Annotated in this window: 15 protein-coding genes; 14 read left to right on the forward strand and 1 reads right to left on the reverse strand. The window is 50.4% G+C overall.

Annotated elements, in window-relative coordinates:
- Nucleotides 1-46: 46 nt before the first annotated feature.
- The 6 genes from cyoA to E6C74_RS05350 all read left to right on the forward strand — a co-directional run bounded on the left by cyoA (nt 47) and on the right by E6C74_RS05350 (nt 5,253).
- Nucleotides 47-961, forward strand: a complete 915-nt coding sequence (gene cyoA, locus E6C74_RS05325) for a ubiquinol oxidase subunit II (RefSeq protein ID WP_136483666.1) — start codon at nt 47-49, stop codon at nt 959-961.
- A gap of 6 nt (nt 962-967) precedes the next feature.
- The gene (gene cyoB, locus E6C74_RS05330) at nt 968-2,995 is read left to right on the forward strand and encodes a cytochrome o ubiquinol oxidase subunit I (protein WP_136483667.1); all 2,028 of its coding nucleotides are present in this window, start codon (nt 968-970) and stop codon (nt 2,993-2,995) included.
- Nucleotides 2,985-3,587, forward strand: a complete 603-nt coding sequence (gene cyoC / locus E6C74_RS05335) for a cytochrome o ubiquinol oxidase subunit III (protein WP_136483668.1) — start codon at nt 2,985-2,987, stop codon at nt 3,585-3,587. Before cyoB ends, cyoC begins: the two co-directional genes overlap by 11 nt.
- Nucleotides 3,587-3,901 (forward strand): cytochrome o ubiquinol oxidase subunit IV, encoded by a 315-nt coding sequence (gene cyoD, locus E6C74_RS05340; protein WP_136483669.1) that lies wholly within the window; start codon nt 3,587-3,589, stop codon nt 3,899-3,901. Before cyoC ends, cyoD begins: the two co-directional genes overlap by 1 nt.
- Nucleotides 3,902-3,908: 7 nt before the next feature.
- Nucleotides 3,909-4,775, forward strand: a complete 867-nt coding sequence (gene cyoE, locus E6C74_RS05345; protein WP_136483670.1) for a heme o synthase — start codon at nt 3,909-3,911, stop codon at nt 4,773-4,775.
- Nucleotides 4,776-4,896: 121 nt separating this feature from the next.
- Nucleotides 4,897-5,253 (forward strand): YibL family ribosome-associated protein, encoded by a 357-nt coding sequence (locus E6C74_RS05350; RefSeq protein WP_136483671.1) that lies wholly within the window; start codon nt 4,897-4,899, stop codon nt 5,251-5,253.
- A 101-nt stretch (nt 5,254-5,354) separates the two neighbouring features.
- Here the strand turns inward: E6C74_RS05350 and malT are convergent, their stop codons facing one another.
- Nucleotides 5,355-8,063 (reverse strand): HTH-type transcriptional regulator MalT, encoded by a 2,709-nt coding sequence (gene malT, locus E6C74_RS05355; protein ID WP_136483672.1) that lies wholly within the window; start codon nt 8,061-8,063, stop codon nt 5,355-5,357.
- 528 nt (nt 8,064-8,591) lie between these two features.
- Here malT and E6C74_RS05360 point away from each other — a divergent pair.
- The 8 genes from E6C74_RS05360 to E6C74_RS05395 all read left to right on the forward strand — a co-directional run bounded on the left by E6C74_RS05360 (nt 8,592) and on the right by E6C74_RS05395 (nt 23,647).
- Entirely contained in the window at nt 8,592-11,045 is a 2,454-nt protein-coding gene (locus E6C74_RS05360) for a glycogen/starch/alpha-glucan phosphorylase (protein ID WP_136483673.1), read from the forward strand.
- A 109-nt stretch (nt 11,046-11,154) separates the two neighbouring features.
- Nucleotides 11,155-13,335 (forward strand): 4-alpha-glucanotransferase, encoded by a 2,181-nt coding sequence (gene malQ / locus E6C74_RS05365; RefSeq protein WP_136483674.1) that lies wholly within the window; start codon nt 11,155-11,157, stop codon nt 13,333-13,335.
- Nucleotides 13,336-13,498: 163 nt separating this feature from the next.
- A complete protein-coding gene (gene glgB, locus E6C74_RS05370) occupies nt 13,499-15,688 on the forward strand; it encodes a 1,4-alpha-glucan branching protein GlgB (RefSeq protein WP_136483675.1) in 2,190 nt (729 codons plus the stop codon).
- Nucleotides 15,689-15,987: 299 nt separating this feature from the next.
- Nucleotides 15,988-16,506, forward strand: coding sequence for a type VI secretion system effector Hcp-2 (hcp-2, locus tag E6C74_RS05375; RefSeq protein WP_136483676.1), 519 nt, complete (start codon nt 15,988-15,990; stop codon nt 16,504-16,506).
- A gap of 206 nt (nt 16,507-16,712) precedes the next feature.
- The gene (locus E6C74_RS05380; RefSeq protein WP_136483677.1) at nt 16,713-18,800 is read left to right on the forward strand and encodes a type VI secretion system tip protein VgrG; all 2,088 of its coding nucleotides are present in this window, start codon (nt 16,713-16,715) and stop codon (nt 18,798-18,800) included.
- Nucleotides 18,797-19,657, forward strand: a complete 861-nt coding sequence (locus E6C74_RS05385) for a DUF4123 domain-containing protein (protein WP_136483678.1) — start codon at nt 18,797-18,799, stop codon at nt 19,655-19,657. Before E6C74_RS05380 ends, E6C74_RS05385 begins: the two co-directional genes overlap by 4 nt.
- Nucleotides 19,654-22,932: a T6SS effector BTH_I2691 family protein gene (locus E6C74_RS05390; protein ID WP_136483679.1), complete on the forward strand. Its 3,279-nt coding sequence runs from the start codon at nt 19,654-19,656 to the stop codon at nt 22,930-22,932. The genes E6C74_RS05385 and E6C74_RS05390 overlap by 4 nt, the downstream gene beginning before the upstream one ends.
- A complete protein-coding gene (locus E6C74_RS05395) occupies nt 22,922-23,647 on the forward strand; it encodes a hypothetical protein (RefSeq protein ID WP_136483680.1) in 726 nt (241 codons plus the stop codon). The genes E6C74_RS05390 and E6C74_RS05395 overlap by 11 nt, the downstream gene beginning before the upstream one ends.
- Nucleotides 23,648-23,735: the final 88 nt, after the last annotated feature.

Genomic DNA, 23,735 nt, shown 5'->3' on the forward strand with positions numbered 1-23,735 from the left:
GCCAACTTTTGTCTCTGGAATCCCGCAAATACAGTCGAGAAAGTCAATGGAAGCCTCAAGATATAAAAACATCTTGTCGAGAGCCGGATTGTTCATTGCAATTTTGCTCCTCTCGGGATGTCAATCTGCTTTGCTTGATCCAAAGGGCATGGTAGGGGTACGTGAAAAGGAGTTGATCATCACAGCTCTTGTTCTGATGTTGATTGTCGTGATCCCTGTGATTTTGATGACAATCTACTTTGCCTATAAATACCGTGCGAGCAACACTGACGTAGAGTACACACCAGATTGGTCACACTCGACCAAGATCGAAGTGGTGGTTTGGACGATTCCAATCATCATCATCGCGATTTTGGGCGTGATTACCTGGCGTTCTACCCATGAGCTCGAGCCATCTGTTCCTCTGAAAAGCGACGTCGATCATATGACAATCGAAGTTGTGTCACTGGATTGGAAATGGCTGTTTATCTACCCTGAGCAGAATATTGCCACAGTCAACTATGTCGCGTTCCCTAAAGATGTGCCGGTGGAGTTCAAAATCACCTCTGACAACATCATGAACTCATTCTTCATCCCTCGATTAGGTAGTCAAATTTACGCTATGCCAGGCATGGTGACCCGTTTGCATCTGATTGCTAATCATGAAGGTGAGTACAAAGGTATTTCTTCCAGCTACAGCGGCGAAGGTTTCTCTCACATGAAATTCACGGCCAGTGCCCTGCCTGATCAAGCAAGCTTTGATGAGTGGGTACAAAACGTGAAAGCTCAGCCTAAGAAGCTGAACGATTTCAGTGATTACCAAACGCTGGCGAAGCCGAGCGAAGACGTTCCTGTGACTTACTTCTCTGAAGTTCCTCAAGACCTGTTCTCATCTGTTGTGATGCAGTTTATGGGTTCTCTCAATGATGATGAGAAAAAGGAAGTTCACGGTCATATGAACATGGCAGAACACAAAGGGTAACAAACAATGTTTGGAAGACTTACATTAGATTCCATTCCATACCACGAGCCTATCATCGTAATTACTATGGCTGTAATTGCGCTTGTTGGTCTCGCGCTAGTGGCTACCATTACTCGTATGGGTAAATGGCAGTACCTATGGAATGAATGGTTTACGTCAGTAGACCACAAAAAACTAGGCTTTATGTATATCGCCGTTGCAATGATCATGTTGATTCGTGGTTTTGCCGATGCGGTGATGATGCGTAGCCAGCAATTGCTGTCGTCAGCGGGTGAAGCAGGTTACCTGCCTCAGCACCACTACGATCAAATCTTTACCGCGCACGGCGTGATCATGATTTTCTTCGTGGCGATGCCGCTGGTTATCGGTCTGATGAACATCGTCATTCCGCTGCAAATCGGTGCTCGTGACGTTGCATTCCCATACCTGAACAACCTGAGCTTCTGGCTGTTTGTGGTCGGTGTTATCCTGACCAACATGTCGCTGGCTGTGGGTGAGTTCGGCCGTACTGGTTGGCTTGCGTATCCGCCACTGTCTGGCATTGATGCCAGTCCGGGGGTCGGGGTTGACTACTGGATATGGGCGCTGCAGATATCCGGTGTAGGTACCACACTGACTGGTGTGAACTTCTTCGTGACAATTCTGCGTATGCGTACGCCGTCTATGCCACTGATGAAGATGCCGGTATTCACCTGGGCATCATTCTGTGCCAACATCCTGATCATCATTTCGTTCCCAATCCTGACTGTAACCATCGCGCTACTGACTCTGGACCGTTACTTGGGCATGCACTTCTTTACCAATGACATGGGCGGCAACATGATGATGTATGTCAACCTGATTTGGGCATGGGGTCACCCTGAAGTATACATCCTGGTTCTGCCGGTGTTTGGTGTGTTCTCAGAAGTAACAGCAACCTTCTCGCGTAAGAAGCTGTTCGGTTACACCTCTCTGGTTTGGGCGACAATCGTTATCACCATTCTGGCCTTCGTTGTATGGCTGCACCACTTCTTCACCATGGGTGGCGGTGCAAACGTGAACGCGTTCTTCGGTATTGCAACCATGATCATCTCTATCCCGACCGGGGTTAAGATCTTCAACTGGCTGTTCACTATGTACCGTGGTCGTATCAAGTTCACTACCCCTATGATGTGGACCATCGGCTTCCTGATTTCGTTCTCTATCGGCGGTATGACCGGCGTACTGATGGCGGTTCCTGGTGCTGACTTTGTCCTGCACAACTCAGTGTTCCTGATTGCGCACTTCCACAACGTTATCATTGGTGGTGTGGTATTCGGCTGTTTCGCAGCGATTACTTACTGGTTCCCGAAAGCAACAGGTTTCATGCTGAACGAAGCATGGGGCAAACGTGCGTTCTACTGCTGGATCACTGGTTTCATCCTGGCATTCCTGCCGCTATACGCGCTGGGCTTCATGGGTATGACTCGTCGTATCAGCCAGAACATTGACCCAGAGTTCTTCCCTCTGCTGGCGGTTGCTGCCTTTGGTACTGCTATCGTTGCACTGGGCGTACTGTGTCAGTTCATCCAGATTTACGTAAGTGTCCGTGACCGTAAAGAGAACCTGGACGTGACCGGTGACCCATGGGGTGGCCGTACTCTGGAATGGTCAACCTCTTCACCACCGCCGTTCTACAACTTCGCTAAATTGCCGAAAGGCGATGAACTGGATGCCTTCTGGTACCAGAAAGAGCGTGGTGAGCACGACCTGAACAAAGAAGTGGAATACGAGCCAATCCACATGCCGAAGAACACCCCAACGGGTATGTACGTATCGGCTTGGTCTCTGGTCTTCGGTTTCGCGATGATCTGGTACATCTGGTGGCTGGCCGCGATTGGCTTCATCGGTGTGGTTGTGACTTGTATCAAGCACAGCTTCAACGAAGACGTGGACTACTATGTTCAGGTTGATGAAATCAAAGCAATTGAAGAAGCGCACCGTAAGCGTGTGGCTGAAGCTAACAACACCGCAGGTCAGAAAGACGACGATATGGAGGTGACCTATGCACGCTAATGCTCATGATGCGCACGCGCATGATCATCACCACGATACCGGTAGCAACAAGCTGTTCGGCTTCTGGGTTTACCTGATGAGTGACTGTGTACTGTTCGCAACTCTGTTTGCAACGTACGCAGTACTGGCGAACGCAACTGCGGGTGGCCCAACCGGTAAAGACCTGTTTGAACTGCCGTTCGTATTTGTTGAAACCATGCTGCTGCTGTTTAGTAGTATCACGTTCGGTTTCGGCATGATTGCGATGAAACGTCAGGACTTGGCTGGTCTGAAACGTTGGCTGGCTGTGACCTTCCTGCTGGGCGCTGGCTTTATCGCGATGGAAATCTACGAATTCCATCACCTGATCGCCCATGGCGCGGGTCCTGACACCAGTGCATTCCTGTCAGCGTTCTTCACGCTGGTGGGTACGCACGGTCTGCACGTAAGCTTTGGTCTGATCTGGCTGGCAGTGTGCTACTGGCAGCTGTCGACTAAAGGTCTGAACGACATGATGCAAACGCGTCTGAACTGCCTGAGCTTGTTCTGGCACTTCCTGGACATCGTTTGGATCTGTGTATTCACCATCGTCTACCTAGTGGGAGTAATGTAATGAGCAACCAACATGTAGATACTGGTAAAAAGGATTACGTTAAAGGTTTTATCTTGTCACTGATCCTGACCGCCATTCCGTTCTATTTCGTTGCAGCACAAACTCTGCCTGCAGCGGCGACTTACGCGGTAATGTTCGGTTGTGCACTTGTTCAGGTGTTTGTCCATTTTGCATACTTCCTGCACATGGAAACCCGCACTGAAGAAGGGCGCTGGAACTTCGTGTCGCTGATGTTTACTGCAATTGTGGTACTGATCCTGATTGGTGGTTCAATCTGGATTATGTGGAACCTCAACGTCAATATGAAGATGTAGGCGTTTCATGATTAAAGGTTACGTTTCTATCACTAAGCCAGGCATCATCATCGGTAACCTTATCTCTGTGGCTGCGGGGTTCTTCCTCGCAGCTAAATCAGAGACGGCCGATGTGGCGCTGCTGGCCTACACCCTGGCAGGGGTGGCAATGGTGATTGCATCAGGTTGTGTGGTAAACAACATTTTCGATCGTGATATCGATTCGCGAATGGATCGCACCAAAAGCCGATTACTGGTGAAAGGCGAGATCAATGCTGACCATGCGTTTGTGTTTGCCATTGTGTTGCTGTTAGCAGGCACAGCTGAGCTGTACCTGCTGGCCAATCCGCTGTCGACAGTGGTGGTGTTGCTGGGATACGTGTTTTACGTGTTCTTCTACACCATGTGGTACAAACGTACCTCGGTGTACGGTACGTTAGTCGGCAGTGTGTCGGGAGCAGTTCCGCCCCTGGTCGGCTACCTTGCGGTGACCAACTACATCAGCCTGGAAGCTGTGTTGCTGTTCGCGTTGTTTGGTCTGTGGCAGATGCCACACTCTTACGCAATCGCGATGTTTCGTATGCAGGACTACAAATCGGCGGGCATCCCTGTGTTGCCTGTTGTGTCCGGCATCGAGAAAGCGCGCAAGCATATGATGGCTTACGTTGTGGCGTTTAACGTTGTGGCGTTTGCTCTGTTCCTGGCCGGTGAAGGCGGTTACGAGTATCTGGCCGTTGCGTCAGCCGTATGCTTCATGTGGACCCGAGTGACATTCCGCCCGGTGACCGAAGACAATTATGTCCAGTGGTCAAAATCGGTGTTCAAAGTGTCATTGTTGGTCGTGATGGGGATCAGTTCGGTTCTCGGACTGGAACTTATTCCTATCTCTATCTAACGGTCCCGCCATTTAAAGCGTCCAAAGGCACCCAATCGGGTGCCTTTTCTTTTTTACAAATACCACTCTGAGCGGACCTTTGTGCTATACTCCGTGCCCGTTTCACGAAGAGAGTTTTCCCATGAGTCTGAAAAACGACATTCAACAACTGAACAACCGCCTGGATACTTGCCGTCGCAAGTTGGATGCCGCTAAGACTCGCGGCGACAGCGCGATGATCAGCAAATTCACTGATGACCTGGATCAGCTGAGCAAAAAGCTCAATGGCCTCAAAGGCAAAGAAGATTACGAACTGAATAAAGAACGCAAGCAACTGGCGGATATGCCGTTCTCGCGTGAGCTGACCAAAGCTGAACAGTCTGATTTGGGTAAGCTGAAAAAATCAGTGAAAGGTCTGGTGGTGGTACACCCGATGACTAAAATCGGTAAAGCCCTGCGTCTGCAGGCGATGACAGGTTTCGCGCCGAAGTCGTTTTAATCGACCAATGCGTCCTGAGGGCCTGTTAACGGGCCGGAATAAAAAGAGCCAGCAGATTGCTGGCTCTTTGCGTTTTAGCGGCTCTGATGGCACCTCGGGGCTTAATATCCCATCAGCTGCAACAGATTCTCCGCGGTACGCACCGCTTCTTTACGATTGGCGATATTGAGTTTCTGGTACAGATTACGGATGTGGGTTTTGATCGTGGTACCGGCCACATCGAGTTCCTGCGCAATCTGCTCGTTACTCAGCCCGGAGTAGATAAGACCAAGCACCTGCCACTCACGCTGTGTAAGCGGGCTGGTGCGCACCAGCTCAGGAATGTTCGGGTGATTGATCAGATTCTCAACAAACTCCTCGTCAAAGTGCACGGAGCGGCTGCGCTGAGTGGTGGAAATCTCTTTCATCAGTTGCTGAGCGCGGTGACGTTCCAGATCGCCCAAATCAACCCGGTGGGAGAGTTTTTCCAGCAGATGACCTATCTTGTTCCCGTCGATGAGGAAATTACCGATCATGCCAGTCTGGTTGGTCAGGCGCAGTGCGGCTTTAAGTTTGTCGCGTGCCACGTCATCCTGCGCGCAGGAAGTGGCCAGACACGCTTCGACGATCAGGTTACGGTTGGTATCGGTCACCAACTGGTACTGCTCCGCTTCACTTTGCATAAACGCCAGAGTCTCGCGTGCTTCATCATATTGACCTTGGTTTATCTGCGCGCGGGCTATGTTGCGCCACTGCATCTGCTGGAAGTGGTTGCGGGCATGCTGCGGACGAATACTGCCTTGCAGCCATTCTGCAATCGCGGTTTGATCGTCGCGTGCCTGCCAGTACAGGAGCAGGGATAGTGACGCATTGGCGGTCCAGTCGACATGGTAATTGGACTGCTTGAGCAGATGCTGAATCTGTTCGATAAAGCGGCCGGCCTTATCGAGTTCACCCCGGCCTATCGCAATGCGCGCCAACATGGAGTAACTGTGCAGGTGTTGGCTGGGTGACTGTTTACCCAATACATCCAGCCCTTTATAAGCGCACTCTTCTGCTTCATCAAGGCGGTTCCAGCACCACAGGATCTGAGCGCGGATACGCAGCAGGAATTCATGCAGCGGCAACTGGTGCAAATGCTGATCTTCCACCAGTTTAAATGCGTTATCCTGCACTTCAAAGGCAGCCTGAACATAACCCTGGGCAATCAGAATTTCACTCTGCTGCAGCAGTGCCCATAGCGCCTGATGGTAGACCTGATACTGGCGCGCCAGCTTTTCCGTCTGTTGCATCATAGACAGAGCACGGCTGAGATTGCCGAGCACATGGTTGACTTCGCCGACCACCGACGTGGCGACAATGCGGCTGCGGTAGATGGTGTTATCGAGTTGGCCCAGTGCCTGCTCCGCTAGCTCAAGTGCTTTCTCCGGTTCATTCTGGTTGATGGCGACCTGGGCACGCAGAGCGCAGAACTCACCCTGCTCTTTACTGCTGGGCTTGATATTCAGGGCGCTCATCTCCTGATCCGCACGTGCCAGCAGATCGCCGACGGCATTGTAGCGGTGCTGACTTTGTGCCAGCCAGGCTTGCAGCAGGCACAGTTTCGGCTGGCTGTAGAGCTGGGTCGGGCTGAGCAGATTAATCGCTTCTTCGAGAATTTCCAGTTCACCTTCGTTAAACATTTTCCAGCCATGTTCAACCAGAATTCGTGCCAGCAAATCTGAATCCTGGGCTAAGCGGGCATGGAGCAGGGCCTGATGCGCCGTATTGGCTTCCAGCCAGGCAAGCGCGGCAGCCCGATGCAACTCCTGCTCCTGCTGCGGAATATTAGCCAGGCGCTGGTGGGCCAGAAATTCGGCAAACAGGTTATGAAAGCGATACCAGTTATGTTCGCCTTCCAGCGGATAGATAAACAGACCATAACGGTTGAGCTGCTCTATCATGTTGAGTGCGTCATCACGTTTGGTTAACGCGGCGACCAGCGCATCGTTAAAGTGATCGAGGACCGAGCACTGCATCAGGAAGTGGCGGGTCTCTTTGTCGAGCAGATCAAACACCTCCTCGACCAGGTAGTCCCACAAGTGGGCGTGATTAAACTGAGAGACAGATTCGGCCGACTGGGCCAGGGTGCGTCTCTGGTGCTGAGCCTGCAACGCGATCAGCTGCAGTGCGGACGGCCAGCCTTCGACATAATTTCGCAGGCTGACTGCGGTGCTGTCATCAATGCCTTCGGCAACACGCTGATTGAAAAAGCGTGTGGTCTCCTCATTATCAAACGCCAGCAGATCGTTGCCGATTTCGATCATCAGATCGCGTACCCGCAGGTTGGCCGTACCCAGCGGTGGGATCATACGGCTGGTGACTACCAGGGTCAGGTTATCCGGCATATGCTTGAGGAAGAAGCGCATTACTTCATGGATATCTTCGTCACTGATCAGGTGATAGTCGTCTAAGACCAGATAGCACTCTTGCTGGAACTCGGACATTTCTGCAAACAGTTCGCTCAGCAGCGAGTGCAGGGTAGAGAACTGACGTCGCTCGGCCAGTTTCTGCGCATTCGGGCAGCTTTGATGAGTGGCTTTATTGAGCGCCTGCAGCATGTAATTCATAAAGCGAAACGGATCGTTATCACTTTCATCGATGCTGTACCAGCCGACGTTGGGCTTATCGGCCAGCCACTGCGCTGCCATGGTGGTTTTGCCGTAGCCGGCCGGAGAGCGGAACAACACCAGTTTGTAGTAGGGCGCCTGCTGGAGCAGTTCCAGAACACGTGGCCGGACGATGGCATTATGCAACCGCCCGGGACGCGTGAGTTTAGAAGGTATCCACATGTTAATACGTTCCGTTCTGTCATTTTTGTTATATGAAGTGAGTCAGCTCACGTCTTGATGTAAGAATGTTACTTGATGTCATTGCCTACGTTTATTGATCCGCGGCGAGATTTAAGCAGGATTCACACTTCTTACCGAACTACGCCCTGTAAGTGTGAGTCTGATCACCAATTTGATGCAGTTGTGCACCGTTATGGCGGTGGTCTTCCACCAAATCGCGCGCCATTAGCGGTTTCTGCTCTGTTTGAAATGTGAGCAATGTTGCATTTTGAGCAACGGGTCCATCCATCAATCACCTTGCTTTCATAAAATCTCCGTACGCTTTAAAGGCAGTTTGCTGTGATCCTGGTCACTCAGAAATTCTTACTGGCTGGTTTCTGTGAGAGATGGATCACTCAAACCCGGGAGCTCCTCCTCTACGCCCTTACTCCTACTCCCGTGGGAGCGGTGTTGTGGGAGGATGTTTTGCTGGCGCGCTAGATGCAGGATATGTCCCAGCTGGATTAGAACCATAAGTGAGATTTCTCCATGAAACCTACGCAACAAAAAACATTTGATAAAGCTTTATTCCAAGACAACGTGAAACGCCATCTGACTGCCACCTACGCGAGTACCGTTGAACATGCCAACAGCCGTTTGTGGTACCTAGCGATGGGACGTGCCCTGGCTGAGCTGACCACCTTTGACCTGCTGGAAACTGAGCAGGATGAGCGCATTGTTAATGCTAAGAGCCTCAACTATCTGTCTCTGGAATTCCTGATTGGCCGCCTGACCGGTAACAACCTGATCAGCATGGGTCTGTATGAACAGATCGCTGAAGCTATGGCGGAGCTGGGCCTGAGCCTGACCGATATCCTGGAAGAAGAGCGTGACCCTTCACTCGGTAACGGCGGCCTGGGACGTCTGGCGGCGTGTTACATGGATTCTTGTGCTGCGCAGGAGTACCCGACCGTCGGTTACGGTTTGCATTATGAATACGGCCTGTTCAAGCAGTCATTTGAAGATGGCCACCAGAAAGAAGCGCCGGATGCGTGGGGCGGGGTGGAAGGCTACCCATGGGAAGTGGCCCGTCCGGAACTGAAACAGGAAATCGGTTTTTACGGCCATGTCGAAGTCACCCAGGAAAACGGAGTCGAGAAACGACGCTGGGTGCCGGGCATGCTGGTGCAGGCGATGCCGTGGGATTTGCCGATTGTCGGCTATCAGAGTGAAACCGTTTATCCGCTGCGTTTGTGGGAGTGCCGCGCGATTGCGCCGTTCTCACTGGAGAGCTTTAACAACGGTAACTACTTTGAAGCGCAGCACGCGCTGATCGATGCGGGTAACATTACTAAAGTGCTGTACCCGAACGATAACCATGAAAAAGGCAAAACTTTGCGTCTGATGCAGCAGTACTTCCACAGTGCGGCATCAGTGCGCGACATTCTGCGTCGTCACGAAGCGGCCGGTTTTGCTCTGGCTGATTTGCCTAAGCAGGAAACCATTCAGCTCAATGATACCCACCCGACCATCGCCATTCCGGAACTGATGCGTATTCTGATCGATGAGCGTGAGTTGTCATGGGATGAGGCGTGGGCTATCTGTTCGCATACGTTTGCTTACACCAACCACACCCTGCTACCGGAAGCGCTGGAAACCTGGAGCGAATCTTTGATCCAGCGTTTGCTGCCGCGCCATATGGAAATCATTTACCAGATCAACCACTTGTTCCTGCAAGAAGTCCGCGCTAAATGGCCGGGCGATGTGTCTAAACAGCAAAAACTGTCGGTTATCGAGGAAGGTTTCCACCGTATGGTGCGTATGGCCAACCTGTGCGTTATCGGTTCGTACGCGGTCAACGGGGTGGCAGCACTGCACTCTGAGTTAGTCAAACGCGATCTGTTCCCTGAGTTTAATGAACTCTATCCTGGCCGTCTGCAAAACGTCACTAACGGTATTACCCCGCGTCGCTGGCTGAAATTCTGTAACCCGGGCCTGTCAGCCCTGATCAGCGCTAAGATCGGTGACGAGTGGCCGGCGCATCTCGACCAGTTGGAGGCCATTTCGCAGTACGCGGATGACAAGACATTCCAGCAGCAGTTTATGGCGGTCAAGAAAGAGAACAAACAGCGTCTGGCGGATTGGGTCAAAGAGCACATGGACATTGAGCTCGATACCAATGCGATTTTTGATGTTCAGATCAAACGTCTGCATGAATACAAACGCCAGCATCTCAATATGCTGCACATTCTGTCGCTTTACCATCGCCTGGTGAACGACGCCAGTTTCGATATGCACCCCCGGGTGTTCTTCTTCGCAGCGAAAGCGGCGCCGGGTTACCACCTGGCGAAAGAGATCATCTACGCGATTAACAAGATTGCCGAGAAGGTCAACAATGACCCGCGTGTCAGTGACAAGCTGAAAGTGGTGTTCATTCCGGATTACCGGGTCAGCATGGCGGAAATCATTATCCCGGCCGCTGATGTGTCCGAGCAGATCTCGACCGCCGGTAAAGAAGCTTCCGGTACCGGCAACATGAAGATGGCACTCAACGGTGCGCTGACCATCGGCACCATGGATGGCGCGAACGTTGAAATTCGTGAAGAGGTCGGTGATGACAACATTTACATCTTCGGTCTGGAAGTGGACGGTGTGGAAGCGTTGCGGGCGCAGGGTTACAACCCGTACGACTTCTATCATGCCGATCCGCTGCTGAAAGCATCACTGGACTTGCTGCTCGGTGACGAGTTTACCCCGGGTATGCCGGGTAAACTGCGCACCACGTATGACAGCCTGCTGGATGGTGGTGACCCGTATCTGGTGCTGGCTGATTTCGCTTCTTACGGTGCGGCGCATCAGGCAATTGATGAGCAGTACCGCGATCAGGCCGGTTGGGCTAAGAAAGCGATTCTCAATACGGCGCTGGTGGGTAAATTCAGTTCCGACCGCAGTATTCGTGATTACGTGAATAACATCTGGAAACTGGAAGCGATCAAACGCTGAGCCTGATTCCAAACCAGTCCGGGCCAACGTCCCGGGCTGTGCCTTCATCATATTAATTACAATAAACCCTACATGATTTGAAGGGTGGCAATTCCCTTCGGAGAGAGCGATGAAAGACAATAATGCGTTAATGCAGGTCGCTGAAATGGCGAATATATCCAACCGCTATATCAGTGCCTGGGGCGACGAAGCGCACGTACAGGATGAGACGATTCGCCATTTACTCGGTTGCCTGGGTTATGACACCAGTAGTGACGACGCACTACTCAAATCGGCGGAGAAAAAGCACAAGAAAGATGTGCTCGATCCTGTGCTGGTGATCCGCGACGGTGAAGCGGTGGAAGTGCCGTTATACCTTGGCGTTAGTGCGCGTGAAAGTGAATTTAACTGGCGCCTGGAAACCGAGCAGGGAGAAGTACTTGAAGGCTATCTTCAGTCGCAGATCGTTCGGGACGAGCGTGCCGAGGGTGGCCCTCTGGTATTTGCTTTGCCCAGTAATTTGGCCTGGGGATATCACACCCTGTTGATCACCCGCAAGCGTCGTAAAGCGCCCTATAGCATGACGCTGATTATTACTCCGTCAGCCTGTTACAAGCAGCCGGCTCTTGAGCAACACAAAAAACTGTGGGGCCCGAGTGTGCAGCTCTATACCCTGCGTACCCAGCACAACTGGGGTATGGGCGATTTTGGCGACCTTAAACAGCTGGTAGCGGACATTGCTTCACGTGGCGGTGATTTCGTCGGTCTCAACCCGATTCATTCGCTGTTTCCGGCTAACCCGGAAGGGGCCAGTCCGTATAGCCCGTCATCGCGTCGCTGGCTCAATATCCTCTACATCGATGTCAGCTCGGTACCGGAATTTGCGCTGAGTGCTGAGGCGCAGCAAAAAGTCGGCAGTCCGGATTTCCAGCAGCGTCTACAAAAAGTGCGTGAAGAGCATTGGGTCAACTACAGCGAAGTCGCAGCGATGAAGATGAGCGTGCTGCCTTTGTTGTTTGCAGAGTTTAAAACTCGTCATCTGGATAAAAATAGTGACCGCGCTGCCGCGTTTCTGAGCTTTGTTGAGCAGGGCGGTGACAGTTTGTTGCATCAGGCCGCGTTTGATGCGCTGCACGCCCAGTTGCATGCCGAAGACAGCAACGTCTGGGGCTGGCCGGTGTTCCCGGAAAAATATCGCCGCTTTGATCTGGCGGCGGTACAGAAATTTATCGAAGACAACCAGGACAGCGTGCATCTCTATATGTACCTGCAGTGGATTGCCGATACTCAGATCAGTGAAGTGCAGACTCTGGCTGAAGAGAAAGGCATGGCGGTCGGCCTGTACCGTGACCTGGCGGTCGGTGTGTCTGATGCCGGTTCGGAAACCTGGGCGGATGAGGGGATTCTGGTGCAGGATGCCAGTATTGGTGCACCGCCGGATATTCTTGGTCCTCTGGGGCAGAACTGGGGCCTGCCACCACTCAATCCGCAGGTGCTGGAGCAAACCGCGTATCGCGCTTATATCAATCTGCTGCGCTCTAATATGAAGCATTGTGGCTCGCTACGCATTGACCATGTGCTTGGCCTGCTGCGTCTGTGGTGGATCCCGAAAGGTGAAAATGCCAGTAAAGGTGCTTATGTCTACTATCCGGTACGTGACATGCTGGCGATTCTGGCGCTGGAATCGCATCGTCACCAATGCAGTGTGATTGGCGAAGATCTCGGCACCGTGCCGGATGAAATCGTGGAGTTACTGCGCGATGCCGGTGTGCACTCCTACAAGGTGTTCTTCTTTGAAACCTCCAAAGAAGACGGCGGCTTTATCTCGCCGGCTCATTATGCGGATCAATCCATGGCAGCGCTGTGTACCCACGATATGCCTACCCTGCGTGGCTTCTGGCACTGTGATGACCTGAAAATGGGGCGTGAGATCGGCCTGTATCCGGACGAAGAGCAGCTTGAAACCCTGTTTGCTGACCGCCTCAAATGCAAGCAGGGCATTCTTGATTCGGTGGCCTGGCATGGATTTCTGCCAGCAGGTGTCGGGCGTGATGCCAGCCTGGTACCGATGGACTCTTATCTGAGTGAAGCGCTGCAACTGCATGTGGCAGCGGGTTCCTCGGCGCTGCTGAGTGTGCAGCTTGAGGACTGGCTGGAGATGGATAAGCCGGTCAATATTCCTGGCACGGTAAATGAATATCCTAACTGGCGGCGTAAATTGTCGATGAATCTGGATGAGATTTTTACTCGCGAGGATGTAAACCGCATTGCCTCTAAACTGAGTGAAGTCCGAGCCACAGCGAGCAAGTAAATGATTGTGGAGTGATTTATGATTTCTCACTACTTACGCTGAGAAGTTTAGCCTGGGTCACTCCACGACCAGGATGAGTTCGATAAGATGGTTTTATGCTAGCAGCCCGCTTCTTAGCGGGCCTTTTTTTCCTTAGGTAAGTTCAGGTTTAGGAGTAGGAATATTGAAACCGACCAAAAAGAAGCCGTCCAAGCTGCAATTGGCTTATCAGCAACTTTCCGGCGCTGCCTTTGCTGATCCCTTCGCATTTCTCGGTCCTTTTATTCCCGCACAGCAGGGAGCACTGCGGGTATGGATGCCCGGAGCCAGTAAAGTAGAACTTCTGATTGAGGGTGAAGCGAGAATTGAGCTGCAACGTGAACTGGATTCCGGCTTTGTGCTCAACGCAGAACGTGATTTACGCTTTACCCATTATCAACTGGCGATTGACTGGGATGGGGTCGAGCAGATCATCGATGATCCGTATCAGTATCACGGGATTTACGCCGAGTATGATGATCTGCATACGCCCAAAGCCATGTATCACCATATGGGCTCACAGTTTGTCACTGTGGAGCGTGACGGCAACCAGATTTCCGGGGTACGTTTTTTAGTCTACGCGCCGCATGCATCCGCCTGCAGTCTGGTTGGATCATTTAACCAGTGGGATGGTCGCCGCCATCCGATGCAGCGTCTCGATTACGGCATCTGGGGCCTGTTCATTCCTGGCTTGCAAGCCGGTGTACAATACAAGTTTGAACTCAAGGGCCCGCATGGAGAAGGTTTGCCACACAAAGCCGATCCGTGGGGCAGTTATGCCGAGCAGTATCCGTCGTTTGCCTCCGTGGTTTATGATCATCAGGGCTATCAGTGGCAGGATGAGGCGTGGCAGACGCGCGCGGTAACCGAAAAACGTAAAGAAGCATTGTCGTTTTACGAGCTGCATGCCGGCTCCTGGAAACGCGGTGAAGATGGCCGCTTCCTTAATTACCGCGAGTTGGCCGATCAACTGGTGCCTTACTTGGTTGATATGGGCTATACCCATGTCGAGCTGATGCCGGTCTCGGAGCATCCGTTTTACGGCTCGTGGGGCTATCAGCCAGTCGGACTGTTTGCGCCAACCAGCCGTTTTGGCAGCCCGGATGACTTTAAATACTTTGTCGATGTCTGTCACCAGGCCGGCTTAGGCGTGGTGCTCGACTGGGTACCGGCGCATTTCCCGTCTGACGATCATGGTCTGGCTAATTTTGACGGCACGCCGCTGTATCACGATCCGGATCCGCGCCGCGGCTGGCACCAGGACTGGAACTCGTTTATCTACGATATGGGGCGCGAGCATGTACGTCGTTTCTTAGTCTCGAACGCCTTGTACTGGTTTGAGATGTTCCACATCGATGGCATTCGTGTCGATGCGGTGGCCTCTATGCTATATCTCGATTACTCGCGCAGCCACGATCAGTGGATACCCAATATTGACGGCGGGCGGGAAAACTACGATGCGATCGCCACGCTGAAATGGATGAATGAGGAAGTGTACAAATACTTCCCGAATGCAATGACCATTGCCGAAGAGTCGACCGCCTTTCCTGGCGTGTCCGCGCCAACCTTTATGGGCGGGCTTGGTTTCGGCTTTAAGTGGAATATGGGCTGGATGCACGACAGTTTGTCGTACATTAAAGAAGATCCGGTGCACCGCAAGTACCACCACAATACGCTGACCTTTCCGCTGATCTACGCGTTCAGTGAGAACTATGTGTTGTCCTTGTCTCATGACGAAGTGGTGTACGGTAAGCGTTCGCTGATCTACAAAATGCCCGGTGACGAGTGGCAGCAAACGGCCAACATGCGCGCTTATATGGGCTATATGTATGGTCAGCCGGGTAAAAAACTTAACTTTATGGGCGCTGAATTCGGCCAGACTGCAGAGTGGAATCATGACGACCAGCTGCAGTGGTTCCTGCTGGATTTCCCGCGTCATAAAGGCGTGCAGAGTCTGGTACGTGACCTCAACCATCTGTATCGCAGTGAAGCGGCGTTGCATGAACTAGACTGCGAACCGAAAGGCTTCGAATGGCGTCTGCAGGACTCGGCTGACGCCAGCGTGATTGCCCATGAACGTTTCAGTGCGGACGGCGAGCGGATTCTGATTATTACGAACTTCACTCCGGTGCCGCATGACGCATTCCGACTCGGTGTACCGGTAACAGGACGTTATCAGTTGCTGCTCAACACCGATGCAAGCAAGTATGACGGCAGCGATTTTGAAGTCAAAGATCTGGTCGCGACCGAAACAGTTGCGAGCGAGGATTTGCCGCAGTCGCTTGAACTGCGCGTACCGCCGCTGGCGACACTGATGTATAAATTTATAGCTTGATTCTCAGGCGCAATAGATTGTCCATCGCCTGAATGACCGGCCCGATTTATAGTGTAAATCGGGCTTTTTCATATCTGTCTCAATCCATCAGCGCAGGAAGAAGTTTACCCGCCAAGCAAAATGTTGCTCACCCGGAGGCAGTTTGTTGCTCTAACAATAGTTAATTCAATATAACTAACTGATTTTTAATAGTTGTGTTTTTGGCATTGACCTTGCTCCCTTATGACTGAATTCGCGCCCGGCGCATATTTCAATCATCGTCGCATTAAACGACATCATCAGTTAGAAAGGAATTAGCAATGCCAACTCCATGTTATATCTCTATCGAAGGTCAAACTCAGGGTCTTATCACTGCAGGCGCTTGTACTGCGGATTCTATCGGCGATTCATTCGTTGAAGGTCACGAAGATCAAATGCTGGTTCAGCAGTTCGATCACAACGTGACTGTGCCAACTGACCCACAATCTGGTCAGCCTTCTGGTCAGCGTGTACACAAGCCGTTTAAATTCACTGTGTCTCTGAACAAAGCGGTTCCTCTGCTGTACAACGCACTGGCGTCTGGTGAGAAGATGACCAACGTTGAACTGAAATGGTACCGTACCTCTATTGAAGGCAAACAAGAGAACTTCTTCACCACTAAGCTGGAGAACGCCTCTATCGTGGATATTCACTGCGAAATGCCACACTGTCAGGATCCGGCGAAATCTGATTTCACTCAGAACCTGACTGTGTCTATGTCTTACCGCAAAATCACCTGGGATCACGTTAACGCGGGTACTTCAGGTTCTGATGACTGGCGTAAGCCTGTCGAAGGGTAAGTCACGCTCGAACTCAGTTGCCCGCCGCTGGCGGGCAACTTTGTCAGCCTTAAACCCAAAGTATCTGACCCGCGCCATTCTGTATCAGCATGGTCACGGGTGTTTTGCGTTTAGGGGTGAGCAAAAATTTGTCCGGCTGAGCGCACAGCGTCAACCGGTTTAACTCAGCAGTTACCCATCTTTACCGAGTAGCAAGGAATGGCAGCATGGCGACGTTAAGTTATCAAATTCAGGTCGAAGGGCTGGAAGACGACACCCTGGTGGTGCATGCGTTTAACGGGCAGGAAACCTTGTCCAGTGAGTGGCAGGGTAGTGCGCCTTGTCATGGTTTCCGCTATCAGATTGAACTGGCCAGCCGGCAACCGAACCTGAGCGCTGACGCCATCGTCGACAAAACCGCAGAGCTGACGTTTTATCGCGACAATGTGCTGGTCCAGCGCGTCAACGGCATTGTGCGCCGCTTCAGCCGCGGCGATACCGGTCATCACCATACCTTCTACTCACTGACATTGGTGCCGGCGCTGGAGCGTTTGTCACTGCGTCACAACAGCCGGATTTTCCAGCTTAAAACCGTGCCGGAGATCATCGCTGTGCTGCTGCAGGAGATGGGCATTAATGAGTATGCCTTTTCCCTGACCCGCGATTGCGCGCAGCGTGAGTTTTGTGTCCAGTACCGCGAATCTGACCTCGATTTCGTTCATCGTCTGGCCGCCGAAGAAGGGCTGGTGTACAGCTTTGTGCATCAAGAAGGCAAGCACACCTTGTTATTCAGTGATGCGTCAGATTCTCTGCCGTCACTCGGCGTGCCGGTGCCGTACAACACGTTAGCCGGCGGCGTGATGGATACGCCTTACATCTCCGCACTCAGCAGCAATACCCAGGCGGAAGTCAGCCACACAGCGCTGCGTGACTACAGTTTTAAAAAGCCGGCTTACTCGTTTGCCCAAAGCGCGACCGGCACCGAGATGGCCTATCAGCAGGACGGTTACCAACACTTTGATGCGCCGGGGCGCTATAAAGATGATGCCAACGGCAAAGCGTACAGCCAGATCCGCCTCGACTATCTGCGCCGTGACGCCCACAGCGCCAGCGGGCGCAGTAATCAGCCGCTGCTGCGCGCCGGGGTTAAGTTTGCTCTGACTGAGCACAGCGATGACAGTCTCAACCGCGAGTGGCTGGTGGTCAGTATTGCGCATCAGGGCAGGCAGCCACAGGCACTGGAAGAGGCGGGCGGCAGTGGTGCCACGACTTATGCCAACCAGTTTAAGCTCATTCCGGGTAATATGAACTGGCGCGCCACGCCGCAAACCAAACCTCAGGTAGACGGCCCGATGATAGCCACTGTGGTCGGCCCGCAGGGTGAAGAGATTTTCTGTGACGAGCATGGCCGGGTCAAACTGCATTTCCCCTGGGATCGCGATTCCAACCGCGACGAGCACAGCTCATGCTGGGTGCGGGTTGCTCAGGACTGGGCCGGCAGCCAATACGGTATGTTGGCTATCCCGCGTATCGGCCATGAAGTGATCGTGTCGTTCTTAAACGGCGACCCGGATCAGCCGATTGTCACCGGACGAACCTACCACGCGACGAATGTGGCGCCGTACCCCTTGCCGGACAATAAAACCAAAACTGTGTTGCGCACCCAGACCCATCAGGGCGAAGGCTACAACGAACTGAGCCTGGAAGACCAGGCTGGTAGTGAGCAGATCTATCTGCACGCGCAGAAAGATCTCGAGCGCCTGATTGAAAACGACCAGACCTACCGCATCAAGCACGATAAACATCAGACCATCACCAATGACAGTTTTACTCAGGTGCACAACAACCAGCACCTCACCATCGGCGGCGAAAGCCGGACCAATATTGCCCTTGATAACAGCGTCGACATTGGCGGCGGACTGCAGCAGAAAGTCGGCGCCAAATCCATCTTTGAAGCCGGCAGCGAAGTTCACCTTAAAGCGGGCAACAAACTGGTACTGGACGCAGGAAGCGAGATCACCATTCAGGGCGGCGGCAGCTTCATCAAAATTGACCCGGCTGGCGTACACGCGGTCGGCTCAGCCATCAACCTCAACTCCGGCGGCAGTGCCAGCTCAGGCTCTGGCTACGGCGGCCTGACGGCTGTATTGCCAGGGGGGATAGAGGCGGTGGCTGCGCCGCAAGCCGCTGAAGCGCAGAGCATCACCGCCAGTCAGCAATCGATGTCGCCGCTGCTGAAAAGCCGGCAGATTGAAGCGCTGAAAGGTAAAGACCCGGTTTGTGAAGTGTGTGAAGAGGCAAAAGAGCAGGCATGAAAGCAAACTTAGTGACCACAGTTCCAGATATGACTATCGATTCACATGAGGTGCTTTACCTTTTGGTCGATGGTGCGCAGATTGAACATCTTGCGGTTAAGCTGTATGGCCTCAAAGGTGAGCTGGATCTGGAGCCGATTTATCTCGATGCTCCGTATCAGGAATTGCTGCCGGTTTCGCCGTATGTCATCAGAGCGACACAATCGGTAACAGATTGGTTTTTAGAGTTAAATGAAGCGATGGCGGGGTATTTCTTTTCCTCATCACTGCCACTCAATCAGGTCGCGGATGGGTTACGAAGTCTGATTCAGGTCGAATCCCCCTATGGCTCTTCAGTATTTGCCAAAATGGCGAACACAGAATGTGGATACATATTGCTCAGTACCGGAGTGGCCAATTTATGGCAGGTGATGAATCAGGCCTGGCTACCCACCCGAAAAGGATGGCAGCACTTGGTAAAGCCTGACGCGCTGCTTGCGGTAGAGCAAGGTACCTACAAGCTTTCTGATGAGCAGTGGCGCTTATTGGGTCAGGTAACCTGGTGTAATACCCTGGAAAGTATCGAAAATCATATGCTGCGCTGGTTTCCGGAAACACTGGCTCAACATGCCTCTCAGCCTGGCTGGCTGGCACGGCAGGCCGAAAATGCCTATCAGCAAGGCTTTAGCTCTGAGCGTGACCTGTTGATGTTTTTTAATGTCATCGGCTTTGTCGGCCTGCAAGCCGTTCAAGAGCCGGTTTATGCAGATATTTATCAGTTGATTCATCAACCTTCGCAACAAACCCCATCACAACGTATTGAAGCAGCAGCAAACCTGGCATACCAGTATTCACAATCGCAGGAGAGACAAGCATGAGTGGCGCAATGAATTCAGCCAAATCCGGCCAGACAAAAGATTCTCAGGATCCGGCCGGTACTTGTCCGCTTAAGCTGTCTATGTTGGGTATTATTCCGGTCCGATATGCGTTTGATGATAATGATGAACATGGTGATCAACTGCATCCGTTCCCCGACGATGGCAAGCGATGGCAAGGACGGTTCAAGTCTGACGAGCGCCACTATACTTTGAGGCAATTGCGTGATGGCTGGATTTACGTGTTTGATCAAACAGCCAATACTTTTCATGAATATCAGGTGCTTGGCTGTAAGTTTATCAAGATTGACTGGTCATCAGATGAAGCGACAAAACCCGCTGCTGGGCGGGGAAGTAAAGGTGAGACAAAAAGCTGCCTGTTTTATCCCTCAACACATACGCTGTTTATTGGTTACGCTCATCAGCGCTGGACATGGCGGGTTTGCGAGCATATGCGCTCTGACTCAGGTAGTCGCAATGCTTTAATGCGCAAGTTAAGCTTAAATCAGTGTGATGAAAATTCAGCGCTTCCTCATGCTCAATTCGCCCGCTATTTAGGTGATTATGTCGCTGATATCGATGTTTCAGATCAGAATGAACTGTTTGAACATACGTGTACTCCGCTATCCGCTTCTGAGCAACAAGACGATACTCCGAGCGAGAGTGAGTTTAATTTGGTCGCAGTTAAACCTGCTGCAGCGAGTAGTGAATATCTTAGCGATCTGCCAGAGCAAACCAGTGCGGTTTTTGTGGCCTTGGATGATCCATTGGCAGACACCTCAGATCTCTTTATTCAATTTGCTAAACAAGTTGGGAGTCGTAGTCAATTGATGGGGGATGAAGATAAACAGCATAAGCTGCAAATGGCGGCGTTAACGCGTTCTCTGGGGCGAGTGACTGTTGAAGAGAAAGACCTGCCTGAATACATAAAGCAAGATCCGATTCGTCTCTTAGAGTTTGAAAAAGCGCTGACCGAGTATGTTGCTACCGCTGAGTTAGCTGAAATAGAATTTACCGATGCCGCCAGTCAGGGGGTAGTGCCTATCTTTGACTCTCCCATACAAAAAGAGGCTGATCAGCAGTTGGCGGAACTGAAGAGAATGTACAATTTCTCGCCTAGCAGCCAACAAATGCGTGACTGGAAGACAAAAAACAATGTGTTCCATGATGAAGTCCGGTGGGATGACCTGGATAATTTTCTTATTGAGCATTACACCCAATTAGAAGGATTGGATGAACAAATACAAGCCCATTATGCCAAATTTATGACTGCGTTTAATCAGCTTGGCACAGATCCTGTTTCTCTGGGAATAGATAATCAGGATGCGTATCAGCAAGCCTATTTAATGGATTTGGTGAGTCAATTTTTAGCAGTGGTAACCCAAGCCAACAGCAGTGAGAAGGGGCTGGCAAGGCTTAAGAAAGAGTTATCTTTCGATTCGCCGAAAAATTTGATGGCACTAGCCTCTGCTGGCTTTTCTGTTGAAGCCAATAAAGCAATTAATGAGCATGTCAAAGATTTTAGTACTTCGTTTCTCTCCCTCTCGACGCCGAGTGATATGGTGGCGCTATCCACTGCGATTGCGAACTGGGATACTTTCACCGGCGATAGCCGTATTCAGGAGAAGGCTTGGTTTAAGTCCTTAATTGATCCGATTCAACTTAGTTTTTCTGCGATGCAAAGCGCCATTGCTAACCAGGCAAAAGACAGCTGGGGAGCGTTGCAGGAACTGCTGTTCCCGTATCAATATGCACGCAAACCGGGTACACAGAGCTTGCTCTCAAACATCAGGCTGATTTTAGTAGAAAACATCGTTAATGAAGATGCGGTTCTTAAGTCTAACCCCAACTATGCAAAAGAATTGGGAAATTTTGGAGTTAAACTGAACAATATACTCAAAGAGATCGATGGGGCGATTAATCTCAAACCGGGAAAAATAAGTCCCAAAAATCATCAGGTTGGTATGGCTAACGCAGCCAGGCGTAAGCTTGAAAATTTGTATAGTAAAGAGTTACCTATGATGGTCACGCTCAAAGAACAAGCGGCGATGAAGACTTTCCAGCAGTCCGTAAATGAAAAGCTTGAAGCTGTGTGGCAAAAAACAAAAGTGAACAGCACATCTGTCAGTAACTCTTTAGGAGGCCTGGGGGGATTGGTGTTTGCCCTTAACTTATGGAACACCATGGCGGTGCTGGAGGCTTTACCTCAAAAACTTGCCGACAATTCGAGTTTAAGTCCGCTAGACAATCCCGCTGTAGGAGAAGCTTTATATGCAACAGGATACACTCTGGCAGCAGCTGGAGCGATAAGTGTAGCTAAATCGTGGGAGATAATCGCTACAAGAAAAAGTCTTCTACGACTATCTTTAAATATGGCTATAAACAACAATCCTGGCTCCGTAGCCGGTAGTGCGCTGAAAACTTTTTCTAAGTCGATGGCTTTAGTTTCAACTGTTGGCATGCTTGCCAGTGCGCTAGAGACTTGGGAGAGCTGGGGAAGATTAAACGATAGTTCCAAGCCTGATATGGAGAGGATTGGTTACGGTATTAAAATGGTAGCGACAGCTGCGCAGGGAGCAGTTTTTTCAGTGCAACTGATAACATTTTTTGCTAGTCGTCTCGGATTATTTTCAATCACTGTTGGAGCCATTTATGCAGGGTGGATGCTAGCTGCTTTATCAATTATTGGTTTCCTGTATCTGCTAGCGGTAATAATGACCAACGTATTTAAACGATCCGATATGGAGCAATGGCTCATAAATTCGACATGGGGGACAGAGACCGAATCTTGGCCACCGACGCAAGAATTAATCAATCTTGAGTTATTGATTCATCGCCCGGTTATTCGTTTGAAGTCTGTACTGAAAGAGCTTCCTGATAATCAACGTTATAATTTTAAAATGCAGTGGCAGCTTGAAATAGAAGTACCGTCATATCTTGAAAATAGAACTATTGGTTTACAAATTACACGCTTGCCTAAACAGTCTCCATCTTCATATCATATAACGGATGAAAAATCGCTTGTATTGATTAATGAGCAGTTAGGAAAATGGGAGTCAGACGATGAAAAGCTTTTATATCGCTTAAATCTAGGAGGAAGTGATCACGATATCGTAAGTGTTTGCCTTGCTCTGCCATTTAATTGGATAAATCAGAAAAATAAAGCGATACAGTTTTGTGCAAAAGGACAAAGTAATGGCGAGTTAGCTTTACATCCTATCGAAGATGAAGACTTCGGAAAAAGAAATTTATTAGTAGGAAATCCAGATGATAAATGAAGAATATATTCAAGAATTACACGATCAACTTTATAAAAGTCTAACTATTTATGAGTGGGATTTTTCAGGTTTCGCTGGTCGCAATGCACCACTTATCCGTTGGATAGTAGCAGTTATTATTGCTGGTATTATACCTGTTAGTTTCTTTATAGCATCCGATGTTTCAGTATTGAGTTTAGGTTTTTGTTTTTTGTGTATTATATTTTGTTTGGTTATGTTTACAATAAGATATTTACTTTGGCCTGATCGACATTATCATTATCATTTGACTCATGTAGGGATCCATTATCAAGAGCAGGTTGTGGTTCCTGAAACTGCTTATACAGTTGTACGAGGTATTGCATGGGTGGGAATTTTGGTATGCCTTGTTGCTTTAGTGATAGTGGGGCCTTTAGCTTTCGTTGGAGTTGGGGGGTTTGCTCTGCTATCTTTTGGTATGATAAACTTTAATCATAAAGTTGATAAATTAGAAATCATATTCACCAAACAATTAACTTTATTTGATCTAACAAGCGATACTGTTGTTGATATAAACACGGAGACTACCTTAGAACCAGAATTTATAGGAAGGGTGTTTTTTAGAACATTTCAAGATAAAAATGATTTTATTGATATTATTAAAAAAAATCACAACAATGTTAATCATATTAAAATAAAGAAATTAAATGATCAATTTAAGCATCCTATATATAATGGTAATCTTTCAGGTGAATAGATGATTTATTGTAATTATTATATTTTAGAGTGTTTAGTTTGATAGATTAGAGTTGGAATTAAAGTGAAATCCTCTGCATTCCCTTTCT

This window comes from Vibrio sp. H11 (genome assembly GCF_004804295.1).
GTDB lineage: Bacteria > Pseudomonadota > Gammaproteobacteria > Enterobacterales > Vibrionaceae > Vibrio > Vibrio ostreae.